This window comes from Haemophilus parainfluenzae, from assembly GCF_900638025.1.
Taxonomy (GTDB): domain Bacteria; phylum Pseudomonadota; class Gammaproteobacteria; order Enterobacterales; family Pasteurellaceae; genus Haemophilus_D; species Haemophilus_D parainfluenzae_J.
Window position 1 is genome coordinate 406,580 of sequence record NZ_LR134481.1, and the last position, 17,223, is coordinate 423,802.

Here is a 17,223-nt window from a genome sequence, read left to right on the forward strand (position 1 = left end):
TATTATAACCTTGTTAAGTTTAATATCAGTTTATATAAGGGTAAGGCTTCATCTAGGATGAAGCCCTTAAATTTTAAAAGCGTATTACCAACGGAAGTGAGCAAATGCTTTGTTAGCTTCAGCCATACGGTGAACATCTTCACGTTTTTTCACTGCTGCGCCTTTGTTATCTGATGCATCAGATAATTCATTTGCAAGACGTAAAGCCATTGATTTATCACCGCGTTTACGTGCAGCTTCAACGATCCAACGCATACCTAATGCGTTACGACGAACTGGACGTACTTCAACTGGCACTTGGTAAGTAGAACCACCAACACGACGAGATTTAACCTCAACAGTTGGACGAACGTTTTCAAGTGCAATTTCAAATGCTTCTAAAGGTTCTTTACCTGTGCGTTCTGCAAGTTTGTCTAACGCACCGTAAACGATGGTTTCAGCAACGGATTTTTTACCGTCTACCATTAATACATTAATAAATTTTGCAAGTAACTCTGAACCGAACTTCGGATCTGGAAGAATCTTGCGTGGTTCAACACTACGACGACGTGGCATTGCGAATTTCTCCGTATATTTAATCTTCAGGATATCCAAAACTCTATAAAAATTAACCGCACTTTAAAGTGAGCTAATGTGATACTGGAGTTTCTGATTTAAATTTTTACTAATTTAGACGTTTGGCCTTACTTAACGGAGTTCCATTAAGCTTTAGGACGTTTAACGCCGTATTTAGAACGACCTTGTTTACGATCTTTAACGCCTGCACAGTCTAATGCGCCGCGTACAGTGTGGTAACGCACACCTGGTAAGTCTTTAACACGACCACCACGGATAAGCACAACACTGTGCTCTTGAAGGTTGTGACCTTCGCCGCCGATGTAAGAAGTTACTTCAAAGCCATTAGTTAAACGAATACGACATACTTTACGTAATGCTGAGTTCGGTTTTTTAGGTGTAGTTGTGTATACACGAGTGCACACACCACGTTTCTGCGGGCAAGCCTCTAATGCAGGAACGTTACTTTTTACAACCTTTTTCACACGCGGTTTGCGTACTAGCTGGTTGATAGTTGCCATTAAAAAAGCTCCAGTTTAAATGTTATTCATAATAGAATGTTTGTTACAAAATCTATCTCTCCATCCAATAGACGGAAGAAATAGACGCTGAATTTTAATGGTTTCACCTAGTATTGTCAATATTTAAACAAAAATGGATCGCAGAGGATCGCTTGTCAAAAAAGCTACGCCAAATGAGCGGTCCTTTTAAATTAATTGCCTGTCTTTAGTTGGGGTTTTATAATTTTAACTAAAATAATTTTTGGGCAAAATTTATGTTACGTTCATTCCTCTACCATTTACGTTATTTTTATCATAAAAAGCTTCGACAAACGCATCGTATCTCTCATAAAACCCTAGAATTTATATGTCTACTAATTGGCGCAACATTCGTTGCACTCTTTTCCTTTGGATTCGCAAAACTCGCCGATATGGGACTTGAATTTAACGCTTATTGGTCTGCCAAATATCCTCTCGCCGTTTGGATCGTCTTGCCACTTGGTCTTGCATGCCTTACCTGGTTTACTGCTAAATACACGCCTTATGTTGGAGGCAGCGGTATTCCGCAAGTGATTGCATCTATCAATCTTCCTTATAGTGGCTATAAAACAAAGCTGGTCGAATTTCGTCAAACCATTTGGAAAATTCCACTTACTTTCTTTGCAATGGTTATCGGTGCGTCTGTTGGACGTGAAGGCCCTTCTGTTCAAGTGGGTGCTGCAGTCATGCTCGCTTGGGGAAATTTCTGTCGTAAATATAACTTTGCTTTCCGCGGATTAAGTACGAATGAACTCATTGCCACCGGTGCAGCAGGCGGTCTTGCTGCTGCATTCAATGCGCCTTTGGCTGGTGTCATTTTTGCCATTGAAGAGCTTGGACGAGGCGTGATGTTGCGCTGGGAAAGACGCGTATTGCTCGGCGTATTAGCAGCTGGTTTTATTTTGGTGGCGATTCAAGGCAATAGCCCTTACTTTCCTGCCTATAAAGGTGCAACTGCTATTCATTATTTATATCTTTGGCTTGGTATTTGTGGCGTGGTTTGCGGTGTGCTGGGTGGTATATTTGGGCGACTCCTTGCCAAAGGGCTTGTGGCTCTTTCGCCGATCAAATGGCGAGATTGGATCCGTAAACATCCTATTTATATTGCCTTATTACTTGGTTTAGTGTTGGCTACTATGGGCACCTACAGCGAAGGACAAACTTATGGAACAGGTTATGATGTTGTTGCAAGGGCATTAGAAGGACAACTCGTTTCACCTAAAGTTGGGATACTAAAACTCTTCGCAACGGTTACGACGTATTGGAATGGCATCGCGGGCGGAATTTTTACCCCCTCTCTCACCACTGGTGCGGGTATTGGTACCATGTTATGGGAAATAAGCAACGGCATGGTCGATCAACGTTTCTTGGTCATTTTATGTATGGCAGCTTTTTTAGCCGGCGGCACACAATCCCCAGTGACAGCCAGCGTAGTGGTGATGGAAATGACGGGGGCTCAACCTGTGCTGATTTGGCTCTTGATTTCCAGTATCATTGCCTCCATAATTTCGCGCCAATTTAGTCCAAAACCTTTTTACCACTTTGCGGCTGGACGTTTCCGCCAACGAATGCAGGAACAACAAGCAGAAGATCTTCGCCGTAACAAGATTCAAGAGAAATAAAATATGTCAGAAAATCAACCGCACTTTTATCGTGGACGCTTTTCCGTTGCGCCAATGTTAGATTGGACGACACGTCATTGTCGCTATTTTCATCGCCAATTTAGTAAACATGCGTTGCTTTATACTGAAATGGTTACGGCTCCCGCCATTATTCATGCGAAATACGATCATTTAGATTTTGATTTGCAAGAAAACCCAGTTGCCTTACAACTTGGTGGAAGTGATCCCGCACAGCTTAAACATTGTGCCAAATTAGCTCAAGAAAGAGACTATCATGAAATTAATCTGAATGTCGGCTGCCCTTCTGATCGCGTACAAAATGGTATGTTTGGTGCTTGCTTAATGGCAAAAGCAGATTTAGTGGCAGAATGTATTGCAGAAATGCAAAATGCCGTGAATATTCCTGTTACCGTAAAAACGCGTATTGGCATTGATGATTTGGATAGCTATGAATTTCTCTGCGATTTTATCGAAAAAGTTCATCATGCGGGCTGCCAAGAATTTATTGTTCACGCACGAAAAGCCTGGCTTTCAGGATTAAGCCCAAAAGAGAATCGAGAAATACCCCCTTTAGATTATGAGCGTGTTTATCAATTAAAGAAATATTTCCCACAGTTAACCATTGCAATTAATGGCGGCATTAAAACCATCGAAGAAATGAAACATCATTTGCAATTTGTTGATGGCGTAATGGTTGGGCGTGAGGCTTATCAAAATCCGTCGTTGCTGGGCTATGTTGATCAAATGCTTTTTGATGCTAATGCGGATATCGTCACACCAAGACAAGCGGTGAAAGCCATGTTCCCTTATATTGAAAAACAACTAAGTCAAGGTGTCTATTTAAATCATATCGTTCGACATATGCTTGGTGCATTCCAAAACTGTAAAGGGGCAAGACAATGGCGACGCTATTTAAGTGAAAATGCCTTTAAACAAGGCGCGGGAATCGAAGTGGTCGAAACGGCATTAAGCTTTGTGGAAACCAATTAAGCCTAAAACGCAAAGTGCGTTCAGAATTTAACAAATATTCTGACCGCACTTTTGTTTTCTGAGTATTTAATTAGCACTGATGTTTTTGACGATATGCCACTAAATCTTCAATTGTTAATACCGCATAACCAAATTTTTTCGCAAATTCGATAATTTCTGGTGCGCGAGCCATAGAGCCATCATCATTCGTGATTTCACAAATTACACCTGCCGGTTTAAAACCGCTTAAACGTGCTAAATCAACAGACGCTTCAGTATGACCACGACGGGCTAAAACACCACCTTCTGCCGCACGTAATGGGAAAACATGCCCAGGACGGTGAAGATCTGCCGGTTTTGCATGATCTGCAATTGCCGCTCTGATTGTAGTGACGCGATCTTGCGCCGATACACCTGTCGACACACCTTCTGCCGCTTCAATCGTCACGGTAAACGCAGTTTTATTAACGCTATTGTTATGCTCAACCATCGGTGGCAAATCAAGCTGTTTGCATTGTTCATCGGTGATACATAAACACACGATACCACTGCCATAACGAATAAGTTTTGCCATTTGTTCTGGGGTAATCGTTTCTGCTGGGAAAATTAAATCACCTTCATTTTCGCGATCTTCATCATCCAATACTAATACGCCATTACCTTGTTTGAATACGTTTAATGCGTTAATCACCCGCTCTTCGCTGGTCACACCAAATACAGATAAAATTGACTGATTCATCGTAATTTCCTTTGTTGTTACGTTAAAATTAACCAGAATCAGGGCTGAGAAATGCAAATAAATAGAACGGAAGTGGGAACCCAATCCGTTTTATTCTCTTTCATCCAGACTATACTGTCGGCTTTGGAATTTCACCAAATCTGCTAACCTTAAAACGATCCGAAACAATTTCGTCAAAAACATGATCAAAACTGCCCGCTCTTTTAAGCGCTCGTGGGCTATCACCACCGGTAGGGAATTTCACCCTGCCCTGAGAATGCAGGTCGTAGTATAACGCAAAATTTAGCTGTAAAAAATCATTCAATGAAAAATGTTTTTATTTGCACAAAGATTGCATAAAATAGGACTATTCAGCCACCTCCAGTGGTCATTTAGCGAAGGATACATTATGTCGAACCAACACGATAAAAAAGTGGGTGTGATTTTTGGGAAATTCTACCCTGTTCACACCGGCCATATTAATATGATTTATGAAGCATTCAGTAAAGTAGATGAGCTTCACGTGATTGTGTGTAGCGATATGGAGCGTGACTTAAAACTCTTTTACGATAGCAAAATGAAACGTATGCCAACAGTACAGGATCGTCTTCGTTGGATGCAACAAATCTTTAAATATCAACAAAATCAAATTCTTATCCATCACTTAGTAGAAGATGGCATCCCAAGCTATCCGAATGGCTGGCGAGCTTGGAGTGAGGCGGTAAAAAATCTATTTGAAGAAAAACAATTTAGCCCTACGATTGTTTTTAGCAGTGAACCGCAAGACAAAGCGCCATACGAACAATACTTAGGGCTTGAAGTTTCTTTAGTCGATCCTGACCGCTCTTTCTTTAATGTATCCGCCACGAAAATTCGTACTACTCCTTTCCAGTATTGGAAGTTTATTCCGAAAGAAGTCCGTCCGTTCTTTGCAAAGACTATTGCTATTTTAGGCGGCGAAAGCAGTGGAAAAAGTGTGCTAGTCAGCAAACTGGCGGCTGTATTTAATACCACCTCCGCCTGGGAATATGGTCGGGAATATGTCTTTGAGAAATTAGGTGGCGATGAGCAAGCCATGCAATATTCTGACTATCCACAAATGGCACTCGGCCATCAGCGTTATATTGATTATGCCGTCCGACACGCACACAAAATTGCTTTTATTGATACAGATTTCATCACAACACAAGCATTTTGTATTCAATATGAAGGAAAAGCTCATCCATTCTTAGACTCCATGATTAAAGAATATCCGTTTGATGTAACAATTCTCTTAAAAAATAATACCAAATGGGTGGATGACGGTTTGCGCAGTTTAGGTAGTCAGCAACAACGCCAACAATTCCAGCAATTATTGAAAAAATTACTCGATAAATATAAAGTACCCTATATTGAAATTGAGTCTCCAAGTTACTTAGATCGCTATAACCAAGTAAAATCAGTGATTGAAAAAGTGCTCAATGACGAAGTACTAGATGATCTGCAACATAGCAAACAAATTTTAGCAGAGAAATAAGGTGATTTTATTCGCAGGCGATCCGCACGGAAGTTACGAACATCTTTATCCTTTCGTGCAAGAGAATGACAATGTTGCCCTGATTATTTTAGGCGACTTGCAGCTTTCTTCGCCTGATGAATTAGATAGACTCGCACAACATTGTGATATTTGGTTTATTCATGGCAACCATGATAGCAAAACCGTTGCCGCATTTGAGGCGATTTGGGGGACACATTGGAAATCGCGTAATTTGCATAATCGTGTTGTTGAAATTCAAGGACAACGCATTGCAGGCTTAGGTGGCGTATTCCGTGGACAAATCTGGATGCCACCCAATAAACCGATGTATTTTGACCCCATCCACTATTGCCAATATAGCCCGCAAGAAAAAATTTGGCGTGGCGGTGTACCATTGCGTCATCGCACGTCTATTTTCCCTTCTGATATCGAAGCCATTGAAAACGAACAAGCCGATATTCTAATTTGTCATGAGGCACCGAAGCCCCATCCAATGGGATTTCGTGTGATTAATCAACTTGCTGAAAAATTAGGAGTAAGACACGTTTTCCATGGTCATCACCACGATAACGTCGAGTACAAGACAAATTTTCCTTATAAAATCACGAATGTCGGTTTTAGAAGTGTCGCAGACATACACGGAAATTATTTGTTAAAAACCATTGATGATCGAGAAAAATAACTAAATGAAGCGTTAATTCTTTTTGATAAAAAGAAAAGTTTGAAGAGAGAAGATGGCGCACCCGAAAGGATTCGAACCTTTGACCGCTCGGTTCGTAGCCGAGTACTCTATCCAGCTGAGCTACGGGTGCGTAGTGATGTTTTATTCTTCGTGACCATTTTAACTGATAGAGTCGATTTAAAATGGCGCACCCGAGAGGATTCGAACCTCTGACCGCTCGGTTCGTAGCCGAGTACTCTATCCAGCTGAGCTACGGGTGCAGAATAATAAAACTAAAAACAAATGGCGGTGAGAGAGGGATTCGAACCCTCGATGGAGTTTTTGACCCCATACTCCCTTAGCAGGGGAGCGCCTTCAGCCTACTCGGCCATCTCACCACAATCGGTTTGTGGGCGGTATAATACGTTTTTTTGAAAATAAGTCAAATCATTTTTTGTAAAAGCCGTTTTGGTTGCTTGATTTATCTACATTTTGCATAAATAAAGTGCGGTTGAAAAAACAAATAAATTTCTCACCGCACTTTAATCATATCTAACCTTTTAAAATTGCTCGTAAACGATCGAGCTGACTCGATGTTTGTTGTTGCTTCTGCTCTACCGTCAATTTTGGCTTATCTTTTTCCCATTGCACATCATCTTGCGGTAACTCTGCCAAGAAACGACTCGGCTCTGGGCGAATTAACTCACCAAACTGACGTCGTTCACGACAAAGAGAAAAAGTGAGCGTTTGTTGTGCTCGCGTAATGCCCACATAGGCTAGACGGCGTTCTTCTTCCACATTATCTTCATCGATACTGGTTTGATGAGGCAAAATCCCCTCTTCCATACCGATTAAATACACATGGGGAAACTCTAAGCCTTTGGAGGCGTGCAATGTCATTAATTGCACTTGATCACTCTCATCATCATCTTCACCTCGCTCCATCATATCGCGCAAGGTTAAACGGGTAACCACTTGATTTAAATTCATTGACTCATTCACTTCATCGCCTTTAAGCATATCCTCTACCCAGCTAAACAACGTCGCCACGTTTTTACTCTGCATTTCAGCGGCTTTCGGACTATTGGCATATTCATACAAATATTCTTCGTAATGCAATGAAGAAAGTAAAGAACGCACCGCTGTTTCAGGATCGGAACGTAAACTTTGATCATTCAACTCCACCATCCAACGACTAAATTTTTGCAAGGCATTATAGGCTTTTGGCGTGACTCGTTGCATGAGTTCAAACTCAAAAATCGCCTCAAATAAGCTGATATGTTTTTCCTGTGCCAACTCGCCTAATTTTTGCAGTGTTGCGGTACCAATTTCCCGTTTCGGTGTATTCACGATACGCAAAAAGGCTGCATCATCATCTTGATTGACCAACAAACGCAAGTAGGCCATCATGTCCTTAATTTCAGCTCGAGAGAAAAAAGACGTCCCACCAGAAATTTTGTATGGAATACGGTTTTGCATCAGTACTTTTTCCAATAGACGGGATTGGTGATTCCCCCGATACAAAATCGCATAATCCTTGAATTTAGTTTTACGGCTAAAACGATGAGCAATTAATTCCGCCACAATTCGTTCGGCTTCATGTTCTTCATTTTTCGCTTCAATGACTTGCAGTTTTTCACCTTCACCCAAGTTGGAAAAAAGCTTTTTGTCAAATACGTGCTCGTTGTTATCAATCAAAATATTGGCACAATGCAAAATACGATGAGTGGAACGATAATTTTGTTCCAATTTGATAACTCGCAAATGCGGAAAATCATCACGCAAGCGCACCATATTTTGCGGTCGAGCACCTCGCCAAGAATAAATGGATTGGTCATCATCGCCTACGACAGTAAAACATGCTCGCTCGCCAACCAGTAATTTGATGAGCTCATATTGGCTAGTATTGGTATCTTGATATTCATCCACCAACAGATAGCGGATTTTCTCCTGCCATTTTGACCGCACTTCTTCGTTCTGCCTGAAAAGTAAGGTTGGCAACATAATCAAATCATCAAAATCCAACGCATTATAAGCACGGATTTGCGCCGCATAACGCTCATAACATTTTGCAAAGGTTTGATATTTTGCCTCTTTCGCTAAGGCATAAGCCTGTTTTGGCGAAACCAAATCATTCTTCCAGTTGGAAATAACCGAGATTAATTCTCGCAATAAATCCTTATCTTCCTGCAACACATCTGCCGTCAGTTCTTTGAGTAAGGCAACTTGATCGTGCTCATCAAACAAGGTCATATTCGATTTAAAGCCTAAAGCTTTATATTCCCGTTTGATAATGTCGAAACCTAAGGTATGGAAAGTGGAAACAATCAATCCTTTGGATTTTTCTTTACCAATGGAATGGGCTACACGCTCTTTCATTTCACGAGCGGCTTTGTTGGTAAAGGTTACGGCGGCGATCTGTTTAGGTAAATAACCGCAGTGTTCAATCAAATGAGCAATCTTATTGATGATCACGCGAGTTTTGCCCGAGCCTGCGCCTGCCAGCACCAAGCAAGGCCCACTGACATATTCGACAGCCTGTTGTTGTTGAGGATTGAGTTTCATATCTTAATGCAAATTAATTTGACCACGCATAAGGCAATAATGCGGTATCTAATAAAAATGACAATGGCAAATCTAAAATAGGTAAGCCCCATTTTTGTGCCATCTCTAAATCATAAGCCGCCCCCGCATAAGGTGTGTATTTTTCCGATGGATCGATTAATTTCACCACCGTACCACAACCGGTTAACGCTAAAAGTGCGGTTAAAATCAGAAGTGTTTTTTTCATTCACGACGTGCTTTTAAAGCTAAATAGACGGCTTCCGGCACCAGTTCTTTCACATCACCATGATGTAAATAAATTTCTCGTACAATCGTGGAAGACACAAACGCCCATTTTTCTGTTGGTGGGAAAAACAAACTATCCACACCCTCGGTTAATAAACGGTTTAACGCGGCCAGTTGTAATTCATATTCGAAGTCCGTCGTTGTACGCACGCCACGAATAATGGCGGTAATCTTTTTCGCTTTGATTTCATTCGCGAGTAAATCATAGAATCCAAATACTTCCACATTGGGCAAATGAGCGACCGATTGACGCACCAGCTCAACGCGTTCTTCCAATGAGAACAATGGCTTTTTGCTCGGACTATTCGCCACCGCGACAAAAACTTTCGGGAAAATGACCGCACTTCGCGCAATAATATCTAAATGCCCGTTTGTAATCGGGTCAAACGTGCCAGGGTAAATTACGCTTGTCATTTATTGTTCTCCGAAATATGGGTTAAATAAGGATGAAGCAAATCTAAAAGACGCTGTAATGCGCCACGATTTTCGATTAATACCTCGTAACCTGCATTGCCTAAACGTTGACGCGCTCCTTTCGAATTCAATAACTTATCAATAATCTCTGACAATGCTTTTTCTGTTGAGTTGATTTGCAACACACCTTGCACTTCTAAGAGCGAAGTAAAAACTTCAGGAAAATTGAAGGTATACTTTCCACTCACAACGGGTAATTTAAATGCCAAAGGCTCTAAAGGATTATGTCCCCCATGTTTGACCAAACTTCCGCCGACAAACGCAATATCTGAAATACCATACATCAACATCAACTCACCCATGGTATCACCCAGAATCACTTGGGTATTTTCTGAAGGAATCCCCCCCGTTGAACGACGAATAAAGTGAAAGTTGGCTTTTTCAATTAAATCTGCCACAGGATTAAAACGTTCAGGATGACGAGGCACTAGCAATAACAGCAAATTCGGATGTTTTTTTAATAACAAATGATGCGCATGTAAAATAAGTTCTTCTTCCCCTTCGTGCGTACTCGCCGCAATCCAAACAGGACGATTTTTCACCCAATCTGCACTAAGCAGCGCAATTTTTTTTAATAAGTCATCACTAACGACAAGATCATATTTAATATTGCCTGTTAATCGTAGACGTTCTTTCTCGTAGCCTAACGCTAAATAGCGCTTTCCGCTGATATTGTCTTGTGGTGCAATCAAACTGATTTGAGAAAACATACGTTGCAAACATTGTTTCACTTTCCCATAACGTTTCGCTGAGCGTGCAGAAAGACGTGCATTCGCCACAATGAAAGGAATATTTCGATGAGCCAAACAATCAATCAAATTTGGCCAAAGTTCCGTTTCAATCACAATGAATACTTTAGGTTGAATAAAATCAATAAAACGATGAATGGCATCGGGCAAATCATAAGGCAGGTAACAATGCGTCACACTTTCCCCGAACGCGGCTTTTACTCGTTCAGAACCTGTAGGCGTAACGGTTGTAAACGTTATCGGTAAATGTGGATAATCTTGCTGAATACGCTTTACTAAAGGCGTTACAGCTATCACTTCTCCAACCGAAGCTGCATGAATAACTACGCCATTTTGCGCAGGCTTACTTAATCTTTCATAAAACCCGTAACGCTCACCTAAACGCTTTCGATAATTAGGCGACTTAATACTACGTAGTAGCATAAAAAACAATACTAAAGGCTGAATCAAGTACATCAGACTGGTATAAAAAAAACGCCACATAAAATAAATTCGGTTATACTGAAAAAAATTTCGGCTAGTATAACAAAAAAAGGATCAAAATATGCCAACAATTAGCGTTGCCATGATTGTCAAAAATGAAGCAACAAATCTTGCTCAATGTCTTGATACAGTAAAAGATTGGGTAGATGAAATCATTATTGTCGATTCAGGCAGTACGGATAACACCCAAGAAATTGCGGAACAATATGGTGCAAAATTTTATTCGCATTCTGATTGGCCAGGTTTTGGCAAACAACGCCAACGCGCACAACAATATGCCACCAGTGATTATGTTTTGTGGCTAGATGCCGATGAACGCGTCACACCAAGACTGCGTGAATCCATTCAACAAGCGGTTCAACAAGATGCGCCAAATAGGGTTTATGATATTCCGCGCGTCAGTGAAGTGTTTGGACGTGAAATTCGTCATTCCGGTTGGTATCCTGATTATGTGGTGCGTTTATATCGCACAAATTATGCAGGATATAATGATTCTCTGGTACATGAAAAAGTGGTTTATTCTGAAAACACAAAAGTACAGAAATTAACTGGGGATTTGGAGCATTTCACGTATAAAAGCATTCATCACTATTTGGTAAAATCCGCAGACTACGCCAAAGCTTGGGCAGATCAACGCCAAGCTAAAGGTAAAAAAGCAACATTGTGGCAAGGTGTCAGTCATGCCATCGGATGCTTTGTGAAAATGTACATTTTAAAAGCAGGCTTCTTAGATGGAAAACAAGGATTCCTGCTCGCAGTACTTTCCGCTCATTCAACTTTTGTGAAATATGCTGATTTATGGGAGCGTAACCAGCATTAATCAAAAACAAAAAGTGCGGTCAGATCAAAATCACCGCACTTTTTCTTTATCTAAACTTTTATTACAGAATGAATCGACTTAAATCTTCATTCTCAATCACTTCGCCTAAAGCATCAATTACATAAGCAGCATCAATATTAACAGTTTGACCGTCCATTTCACTCGCATCAAATGAGATTTTATCCATTAAACGCTCCATAACGGTATGCAAACGTCTTGCACCAATATTCTCCGTTTTCTCATTCACACGGAAAGCTGCTTCGGCAATTTTCTTAATAGCATCTTGTGTAAATTCAATGCTCACGCCTTCTGTTGCCATGAGCGCTTTATATTGCTCCGTTAAAGACGCATTTGGCTCAGTTAGAATGCGCTCAAAATCCTCTGCTGTTAATGCTGATAATTCAACACGAATTGGCAAACGACCTTGCAACTCAGGGATTAAATCCGATGGACGCGCCACTTGAAATGCACCCGATGCAATAAAGAGAATATGATCAGTTTTCACCATCCCGTGTTTGGTATTAACCGTTGAACCTTCCACTAATGGCAATAAGTCACGTTGCACACCTTCACGAGAAACATCCGCACCACTGTATTCGCCTTTTTTACAGATCTTGTCGATCTCATCAATAAACACGATACCGTTTTGCTCAACTGCATCAATGGCTTTTTGTTTCAATTCTTCTGGATTAATCAATTTTGCCGCTTCATCATCAATTAAGGTTTTTAATGCATCCTTAATTTTCATTTTGCGTTTTTTAGTTTTATCCGATCCCAGGCTTTGGAACATGGATTGCAACTGATTCGTCATTTCTTCCATGCCTGGAGGTGCCATAATTTCCACGCCCATTGACACACCCGCCGACACATCAATTTCAATTTCTTTATCGTCTAATTGTCCTTCACGTAATTTTTTACGGAAAGCTTGGCGAGTGCTGCTGTTAGTATCGTGGTTTTCGACTTCACCCCATTGATTTTTTGGTGGTGGCAGTAATGCATCTAAAATACGATCTTCCGCCGCATCTTCTGCTTTCGCACGATTTTTCGCAATTTCTTGTTGGCGAACCAATTTCATCGCGCTGTCCGTTAAATCACGGATAATGGAGTCCACTTCTTTCCCCACATAGCCCACTTCGGTGAACTTCGTCGCTTCCACTTTAATGAAAGGCGCATTGGCTAATTTTGCAAGACGACGCGCAATCTCGGTTTTACCCACACCTGTTGGCCCAATCATTAAAATATTTTTAGGGGTCACTTCATGACGAAGTGGCTCTTGTAACTGCATTCTTCTCCAACGGTTACGCAACGCGATCGCAACCGCTCTTTTTGCCTCTTTTTGGCCGATAATATGTTGATCTAATTCGGAAACAATTTCACGAGGGGTCATTTCAGACATAATTTTTCCTTACTTATTCGGTAATTCTTCAATAGTAAAATTCGTATTAGTGAACACGCAAATATCACCGGCAATTTTTAAAGATTTTTCCACAATTTCACGAGCTGATAAATCGGTATTTTCCACCAACGCACGGGCTGCCGATAATGCATAATTACCGCCAGAACCAATCGCTAAAATCTGATCAGCTTCCGGTTGCACCACATCACCAATACCGGTAATGATTAAACTTTCTTTTTCATCCGCTACAATCAGCATTGCTTCTAATTTGCGTAACGCACGATCGGTTCGCCAATCTTTGGCTAATTCCACCGCGGCTTTTAACAAATGCCCTTGATGCATTTCTAATTTACGCTCAAATAATTCAAATAAGGTGAACGCATCGGCTGTACCACCTGCAAAACCGGCTAAAACTTTGCCATTATATAAACGGCGTACTTTACGGGCATTCCCTTTCATCACAGTGTTGCCTAATGAAACCTGTCCATCGCCCCCAACAACCACTTGGCCATTACGACGTACGCTTACAATTGTTGTCATTCTTTTTATCCTTCTTTTAAGAAAAGTTATTCGTTATATGGCGTTCAATTCACCCAAATTCAAGGGGTAATTTTTCTTTGATGCTTTATTAAACAACTATCTCAAAAAAATATGACAAAGATCACTTTTTTAAATAGCAAACGATTGCTATTATTTCACACCCATATTTTAAAGTAATATGATTTGTTACAAGTAAAACAAACTACTTAATGAGGAAAACATGAAAAATTTACTTAAACTTTCTGCCATTGCAATTTTAGCAGCAAGCGCAGTCTCTACTTTTGCATCAAACAAAGAACCTTACACTGAACAAGGTACGAATGCTCGTGAAATGACTGAGCAAAAACCGATTCACTGGATCTCTGTTGAACAATTAAAAAAAGAATTGGAAGGCAAAGCACCAATTAATGTGAGCTTCGACATTGACGATACTGTACTTTTCAGTAGCCCTTGCTTCTATCACGGCCAACAAAAATACTCCCCAGGTAAACATGATTACTTAAAAAATCAAGATTTCTGGAATGAAGTAAATGCGGGTTGTGACCAATATTCTATTCCAAAACAAATTGCGATAGATTTAATTAATATGCACCAAGCACGTGGCGACCAAATTTATTTCATCACGGGTCGTACAGCTGGCGATAAAGATGGTGTGACCCCAGTGCTACAAAAAGCCTTTAATATTAAAGACATGCACCCTGTAGAATTCATGGGCGGTCGCAAGCTTCCAACTAAATATAACAAAACGCCAGGTATTATTGAGCATAAAGTGAGCATTCACTATGGTGACAGCGATGATGATATCCTCGCAGCAAAAGAGGCTGGCATTCGTGGTATTCGTTTAATGCGTGCGGCCAACTCCACTTACCAACCAATGCCAACGCTTGGTGGCTATGGTGAAGAAGTATTAATAAACTCAAACTACTAATCTTTATAAAAAAAGTGCAGATCACAGTGTAATCTGCACTTTTTTATTTCGCCACTAATAAAATTAGTTTTTTGCTGCTGCCGCAGCTTTCACGATGACGGCGAATGCAGGCGCTTTAAGTGAAGCTCCTCCTACTAATGCACCATCAATATCCGGTTGAGTAAATAATTCTGCTGCATTAGCATCATTAACCGAACCACCGTATTGAATGATGACTTGATCTGCTACAGCTTGTGATTTTGCTCCGATATGAGCACGGATAAATGCGTGAACAGCTTGAGCTTGTGCTGGAGTTGCGGATTTACCGGTACCGATTGCCCAAATTGGTTCGTAAGCAATCACTGCACCATTAAATGCTTCTACACCTAATGCGTTAATGACAGCATCAATTTGACGCGCACATACTTCTTCTGTTTTACCCGCTTCGTTTTCAGCTTCAGTTTCACCAATACATAATACTGGTACTAAACCTGCTTCTTTTAATGCACCAAATTTTTTTGCCACAAACTCATCGCTTTCCTTATGGTAAGTACGACGCTCGGAGTGGCCTATGATAATATATTTTGCACCGAAATCTTTCAGCATTTCAGTAGAAATATCGCCTGTGAATGCACCTTTCACATTTACATCTACATTTTGTGCACCTAAAGCAATTTGACTATTCGCAAGAGCTGTTTCTGCAATATCTAAATACATGACTGGCGGGGCAATAGCCACATCACAACCCGTAACCCCCTGTAATTCTACTTTTAAACCGTCAATTAACTCTTTGGTAAACGCTTTGCTACCATTTAATTTCCAGTTACCCATAACTAAAGGACGACGTGCCATTTTTATTTCTCCATATTAATAACATAAGATATGTTTAATATACCAAATTTTGCTGGCATTTCTTTGTGCAAAATCACATTTTAAAAAAATTTTCGCAGAAATGATGATTATTTTGCACTAAAAAGCTACAATCCACATACGGAATCGATAAAAAATAACCAATTTTTATACATAAAGCCCAAATAGGTCTGGTACCATGAAAATTTTCAAAGCAGAACAATGGAATATAAATGTACTTTTACCACTCTTTGAGGCATACCGGCTTGCTAATGGTATGACCAACAATCCCGACCGTACTTTAACTTTTCTCACTAACCGTATACGTTTTAATGAAAGTATCTTTTTTATTGCAGTAAAAGAAAATTCACAACCAGTCGGTTTTATTCAACTTTATCCTCGTTTGTCTTCTTTACGATTGCAACGTTATTGGCAACTCACTGATATTTTCGTACGAGAAGATATGTGCCAGCCTGATATTTATACGGCATTGATTTCAAAAGCAAAAGAATTTGTGCGTTATACGCAATCTAACCGTCTGGTTACGGAATTAGATCCAATACAACAAAGCATGTTAGAAAACGAAGGATTTAAATTAAACACGAAAAAGAATCTATTTGAATTAACTCTCTAATGCACACACTCCTCAATCAATATTGGGATTACTTGCGAATTGAACGACAAGTCAGTCCACATACGCTCATTAACTATCAGCATCAACTAAATGCCATTTTAGCCATTTTGGCAGAAAAAGGTATTGACCAATGGCAGCAAGTGAATCCTAGTGTGGTTCGTCTTATTTTGGCGGAAAGCCGTAAGCAAGGTTTAAAAGAAAAGAGCTTAGCATTACGTTTGTCTGCTCTTCGTCAGTTCTTCAGCTATCTTGTGCAGCAAGGTCAAATGAAAGTGAATCCGGCAACGGGGATTTCAGCGCCAAAACAAGGTACACATTTACCAAAAAATATTGATGCGGAACAGGTTCAAAAATTGCTTTCAAATGACAGCAAAGATCCTATTGATTTGCGTGATCGTGCCATGATGGAATTGATGTATAGCTCAGGGCTTCGATTATCTGAATTACAAGGCTTAAACCTCAATAGCATTAACATCCGTGTACGTGAAGTGAGAGTGATTGGTAAAGGAAACAAAGAGCGTATTGTACCTTTTGGGCGTTATGCTTCTCATGCAATTCAACAATGGTTGAAAGTTCGCCCTTTATTTAATCCCAAAAATGAGGCCCTTTTTGTGAGCCAACAGGGAAATCGTCTCACGCACCGTTCAATTCAAAAACGAATGGAAGCCTGGGGTATTCGCCAAGGATTAAACAGCCATCTTAATCCACACAAACTACGCCACTCTTTTGCCACTCACATGCTGGAAGCAAGTTCGGATTTGCGAGCTGTTCAGGAGCTTTTAGGGCACAGCAATTTGTCCACCACGCAAATTTATACGCATTTGGATTTCCAACATCTTGCTGAAGTGTATGATCAAGCCCATCCTCGAGCAAAACGAAAAAAATAAACAAAGCGCGGTCAAAAATCGTCATCTTTTTTAACCGCACTTCTAAATAAAAAA

At 40.5% G+C, this 17,223-nt stretch carries 18 protein-coding genes, 3 tRNA genes and 1 riboswitch; of the genes, 8 read left to right on the top strand and 13 right to left on the bottom strand.

From position 1 onward, the window contains the following. Positions 1-84: 84 nt before the first annotated feature. Together rpsG and rpsL are read right to left on the bottom strand one after the other, a co-directional pair. Entirely contained in the window at positions 85-555 is a 471-nt protein-coding gene (gene rpsG, locus EL215_RS02005) for a 30S ribosomal protein S7 (protein ID WP_005699184.1), read from the bottom strand. Between the two features lie 146 nt (positions 556-701). Then, entirely contained in the window at positions 702-1,076 is a 375-nt protein-coding gene (gene rpsL / locus EL215_RS02010) for a 30S ribosomal protein S12 (RefSeq protein WP_005543325.1), read from the bottom strand. A 254-nt stretch (positions 1,077-1,330) separates the two neighbouring features. Between rpsL and EL215_RS02015 the strand changes: the two genes are divergently transcribed. Further along, positions 1,331-2,716: a chloride channel protein gene (locus tag EL215_RS02015; RefSeq protein ID WP_126469855.1), complete on the top strand. Its 1,386-nt coding sequence runs from the start codon at positions 1,331-1,333 to the stop codon at positions 2,714-2,716. Between the two features lie 3 nt (positions 2,717-2,719). After that, positions 2,720-3,706, top strand: a complete 987-nt coding sequence (gene dusA, locus EL215_RS02020; protein WP_126469857.1) for a tRNA dihydrouridine(20/20a) synthase DusA — start codon at positions 2,720-2,722, stop codon at positions 3,704-3,706. Positions 3,707-3,776: 70 nt separating this feature from the next. Here the strand turns inward: dusA and ribB are convergent, their stop codons facing one another. Then, positions 3,777-4,424, bottom strand: coding sequence for a 3,4-dihydroxy-2-butanone-4-phosphate synthase (gene ribB / locus EL215_RS02025; RefSeq protein ID WP_126469859.1), 648 nt, complete (start codon positions 4,422-4,424; stop codon positions 3,777-3,779). An 88-nt stretch (positions 4,425-4,512) separates the two neighbouring features. Further along, positions 4,513-4,686: riboswitch (FMN riboswitch) on the bottom strand. Between the two features lie 126 nt (positions 4,687-4,812). Between ribB and nadR the strand changes: the two genes are divergently transcribed. Then, on the top strand, positions 4,813-5,919 hold the full coding sequence (gene nadR, locus EL215_RS02030; RefSeq protein ID WP_126469861.1) for a multifunctional transcriptional regulator/nicotinamide-nucleotide adenylyltransferase/ribosylnicotinamide kinase NadR: 1,107 nt from the start codon (positions 4,813-4,815) through the stop codon (positions 5,917-5,919). A gap of 1 nt (position 5,920) precedes the next feature. Then, the gene (locus EL215_RS02035) at positions 5,921-6,601 is read left to right on the top strand and encodes a metallophosphoesterase family protein (protein WP_126469863.1); all 681 of its coding nucleotides are present in this window, start codon (positions 5,921-5,923) and stop codon (positions 6,599-6,601) included. 53 nt (positions 6,602-6,654) lie between these two features. On the opposite strand, the gene EL215_RS02040 is transcribed toward EL215_RS02035, so the two are convergent. The 7 genes from EL215_RS02040 to waaA form a co-directional block, all read right to left on the bottom strand. After that, positions 6,655-6,731 (bottom strand) — tRNA-Arg (locus tag EL215_RS02040). Between the two features lie 53 nt (positions 6,732-6,784). Next, a tRNA-Arg gene (locus tag EL215_RS02045) sits at positions 6,785-6,861 on the bottom strand. A gap of 23 nt (positions 6,862-6,884) precedes the next feature. Continuing rightward, a tRNA-Ser gene (locus EL215_RS02050) sits at positions 6,885-6,978 on the bottom strand. Between the two features lie 154 nt (positions 6,979-7,132). Continuing rightward, positions 7,133-9,145 (bottom strand): DNA helicase Rep, encoded by a 2,013-nt coding sequence (rep, locus tag EL215_RS02055; RefSeq protein WP_126469865.1) that lies wholly within the window; start codon positions 9,143-9,145, stop codon positions 7,133-7,135. A gap of 13 nt (positions 9,146-9,158) precedes the next feature. Then, positions 9,159-9,371: a lipoprotein gene (locus EL215_RS02060; protein WP_005694824.1), complete on the bottom strand. Its 213-nt coding sequence runs from the start codon at positions 9,369-9,371 to the stop codon at positions 9,159-9,161. Further along, positions 9,368-9,844, bottom strand: coding sequence for a pantetheine-phosphate adenylyltransferase (gene coaD, locus EL215_RS02065; protein ID WP_126469867.1), 477 nt, complete (start codon positions 9,842-9,844; stop codon positions 9,368-9,370). The genes EL215_RS02060 and coaD overlap by 4 nt, the downstream gene beginning before the upstream one ends. Next, a complete protein-coding gene (waaA, locus tag EL215_RS02070; RefSeq protein ID WP_049356791.1) occupies positions 9,841-11,136 on the bottom strand; it encodes a lipid IV(A) 3-deoxy-D-manno-octulosonic acid transferase in 1,296 nt (431 codons plus the stop codon). Before waaA ends, coaD begins: the two co-directional genes overlap by 4 nt. Before the next feature lie 61 nt (positions 11,137-11,197). On the opposite strand from waaA, the gene EL215_RS02075 reads away from it, so the two are divergent. Then, the gene (locus EL215_RS02075; protein WP_049356792.1) at positions 11,198-11,956 is read left to right on the top strand and encodes a glycosyltransferase family 2 protein; all 759 of its coding nucleotides are present in this window, start codon (positions 11,198-11,200) and stop codon (positions 11,954-11,956) included. A gap of 61 nt (positions 11,957-12,017) precedes the next feature. Here EL215_RS02075 and hslU read toward each other — a convergent pair whose 3' ends face one another. Further along, the gene (hslU, locus tag EL215_RS02080) at positions 12,018-13,352 is read right to left on the bottom strand and encodes an ATP-dependent protease ATPase subunit HslU (RefSeq protein ID WP_049356794.1); all 1,335 of its coding nucleotides are present in this window, start codon (positions 13,350-13,352) and stop codon (positions 12,018-12,020) included. 9 nt (positions 13,353-13,361) lie between these two features. Next, entirely contained in the window at positions 13,362-13,892 is a 531-nt protein-coding gene (hslV, locus tag EL215_RS02085; RefSeq protein ID WP_005695137.1) for an ATP-dependent protease subunit HslV, read from the bottom strand. 220 nt (positions 13,893-14,112) lie between these two features. On the opposite strand from hslV, the gene aphA reads away from it, so the two are divergent. Beyond that, a complete protein-coding gene (gene aphA, locus EL215_RS02090) occupies positions 14,113-14,820 on the top strand; it encodes an acid phosphatase AphA (protein WP_049356798.1) in 708 nt (235 codons plus the stop codon). Between the two features lie 63 nt (positions 14,821-14,883). Here aphA and tpiA read toward each other — a convergent pair whose 3' ends face one another. Beyond that, the gene (gene tpiA, locus EL215_RS02095; RefSeq protein WP_049356800.1) at positions 14,884-15,651 is read right to left on the bottom strand and encodes a triose-phosphate isomerase; all 768 of its coding nucleotides are present in this window, start codon (positions 15,649-15,651) and stop codon (positions 14,884-14,886) included. A 196-nt stretch (positions 15,652-15,847) separates the two neighbouring features. On the opposite strand from tpiA, the gene EL215_RS02100 reads away from it, so the two are divergent. Continuing rightward, positions 15,848-16,282, top strand: a complete 435-nt coding sequence (locus EL215_RS02100) for a GNAT family N-acetyltransferase (protein ID WP_126469870.1) — start codon at positions 15,848-15,850, stop codon at positions 16,280-16,282. After that, a complete protein-coding gene (gene xerC, locus EL215_RS02105; protein ID WP_126469872.1) occupies positions 16,282-17,169 on the top strand; it encodes a tyrosine recombinase XerC in 888 nt (295 codons plus the stop codon). The genes EL215_RS02100 and xerC overlap by 1 nt, the downstream gene beginning before the upstream one ends. Positions 17,170-17,223: the final 54 nt, after the last annotated feature.

Coding starts and splice junctions, on each gene's coding strand:
- rpsL (WP_005543325.1), bottom strand. CDS start 1,076: ATGGCAACTATCAACCAGCTAGTACGCAAACCGCGTGTGAAAAAGGTT.
- hslV (WP_005695137.1), bottom strand. CDS start 13,892: ATGACAACAATTGTAAGCGTACGTCGTAATGGCCAAGTGGTTGTTGGG.
- EL215_RS02015 (WP_126469855.1), top strand. CDS start 1,331: ATGTTACGTTCATTCCTCTACCATTTACGTTATTTTTATCATAAAAAG.
- hslU (WP_049356794.1), bottom strand. CDS start 13,352: ATGTCTGAAATGACCCCTCGTGAAATTGTTTCCGAATTAGATCAACAT.
- EL215_RS02100 (WP_126469870.1), top strand. CDS start 15,848: ATGAAAATTTTCAAAGCAGAACAATGGAATATAAATGTACTTTTACCA.
- coaD (WP_126469867.1), bottom strand. CDS start 9,844: ATGACAAGCGTAATTTACCCTGGCACGTTTGACCCGATTACAAACGGG.
- tpiA (WP_049356800.1), bottom strand. CDS start 15,651: ATGGCACGTCGTCCTTTAGTTATGGGTAACTGGAAATTAAATGGTAGC.
- aphA (WP_049356798.1), top strand. CDS start 14,113: ATGAAAAATTTACTTAAACTTTCTGCCATTGCAATTTTAGCAGCAAGC.
- EL215_RS02075 (WP_049356792.1), top strand. CDS start 11,198: ATGCCAACAATTAGCGTTGCCATGATTGTCAAAAATGAAGCAACAAAT.
- EL215_RS02060 (WP_005694824.1), bottom strand. CDS start 9,371: ATGAAAAAAACACTTCTGATTTTAACCGCACTTTTAGCGTTAACCGGT.
- rep (WP_126469865.1), bottom strand. CDS start 9,145: ATGAAACTCAATCCTCAACAACAACAGGCTGTCGAATATGTCAGTGGG.
- waaA (WP_049356791.1), bottom strand. CDS start 11,136: ATGTGGCGTTTTTTTTATACCAGTCTGATGTACTTGATTCAGCCTTTA.
- nadR (WP_126469861.1), top strand. CDS start 4,813: ATGTCGAACCAACACGATAAAAAAGTGGGTGTGATTTTTGGGAAATTC.
- xerC (WP_126469872.1), top strand. CDS start 16,282: ATGCACACACTCCTCAATCAATATTGGGATTACTTGCGAATTGAACGA.
- ribB (WP_126469859.1), bottom strand. CDS start 4,424: ATGAATCAGTCAATTTTATCTGTATTTGGTGTGACCAGCGAAGAGCGG.
- dusA (WP_126469857.1), top strand. CDS start 2,720: ATGTCAGAAAATCAACCGCACTTTTATCGTGGACGCTTTTCCGTTGCG.
- rpsG (WP_005699184.1), bottom strand. CDS start 555: ATGCCACGTCGTCGTAGTGTTGAACCACGCAAGATTCTTCCAGATCCG.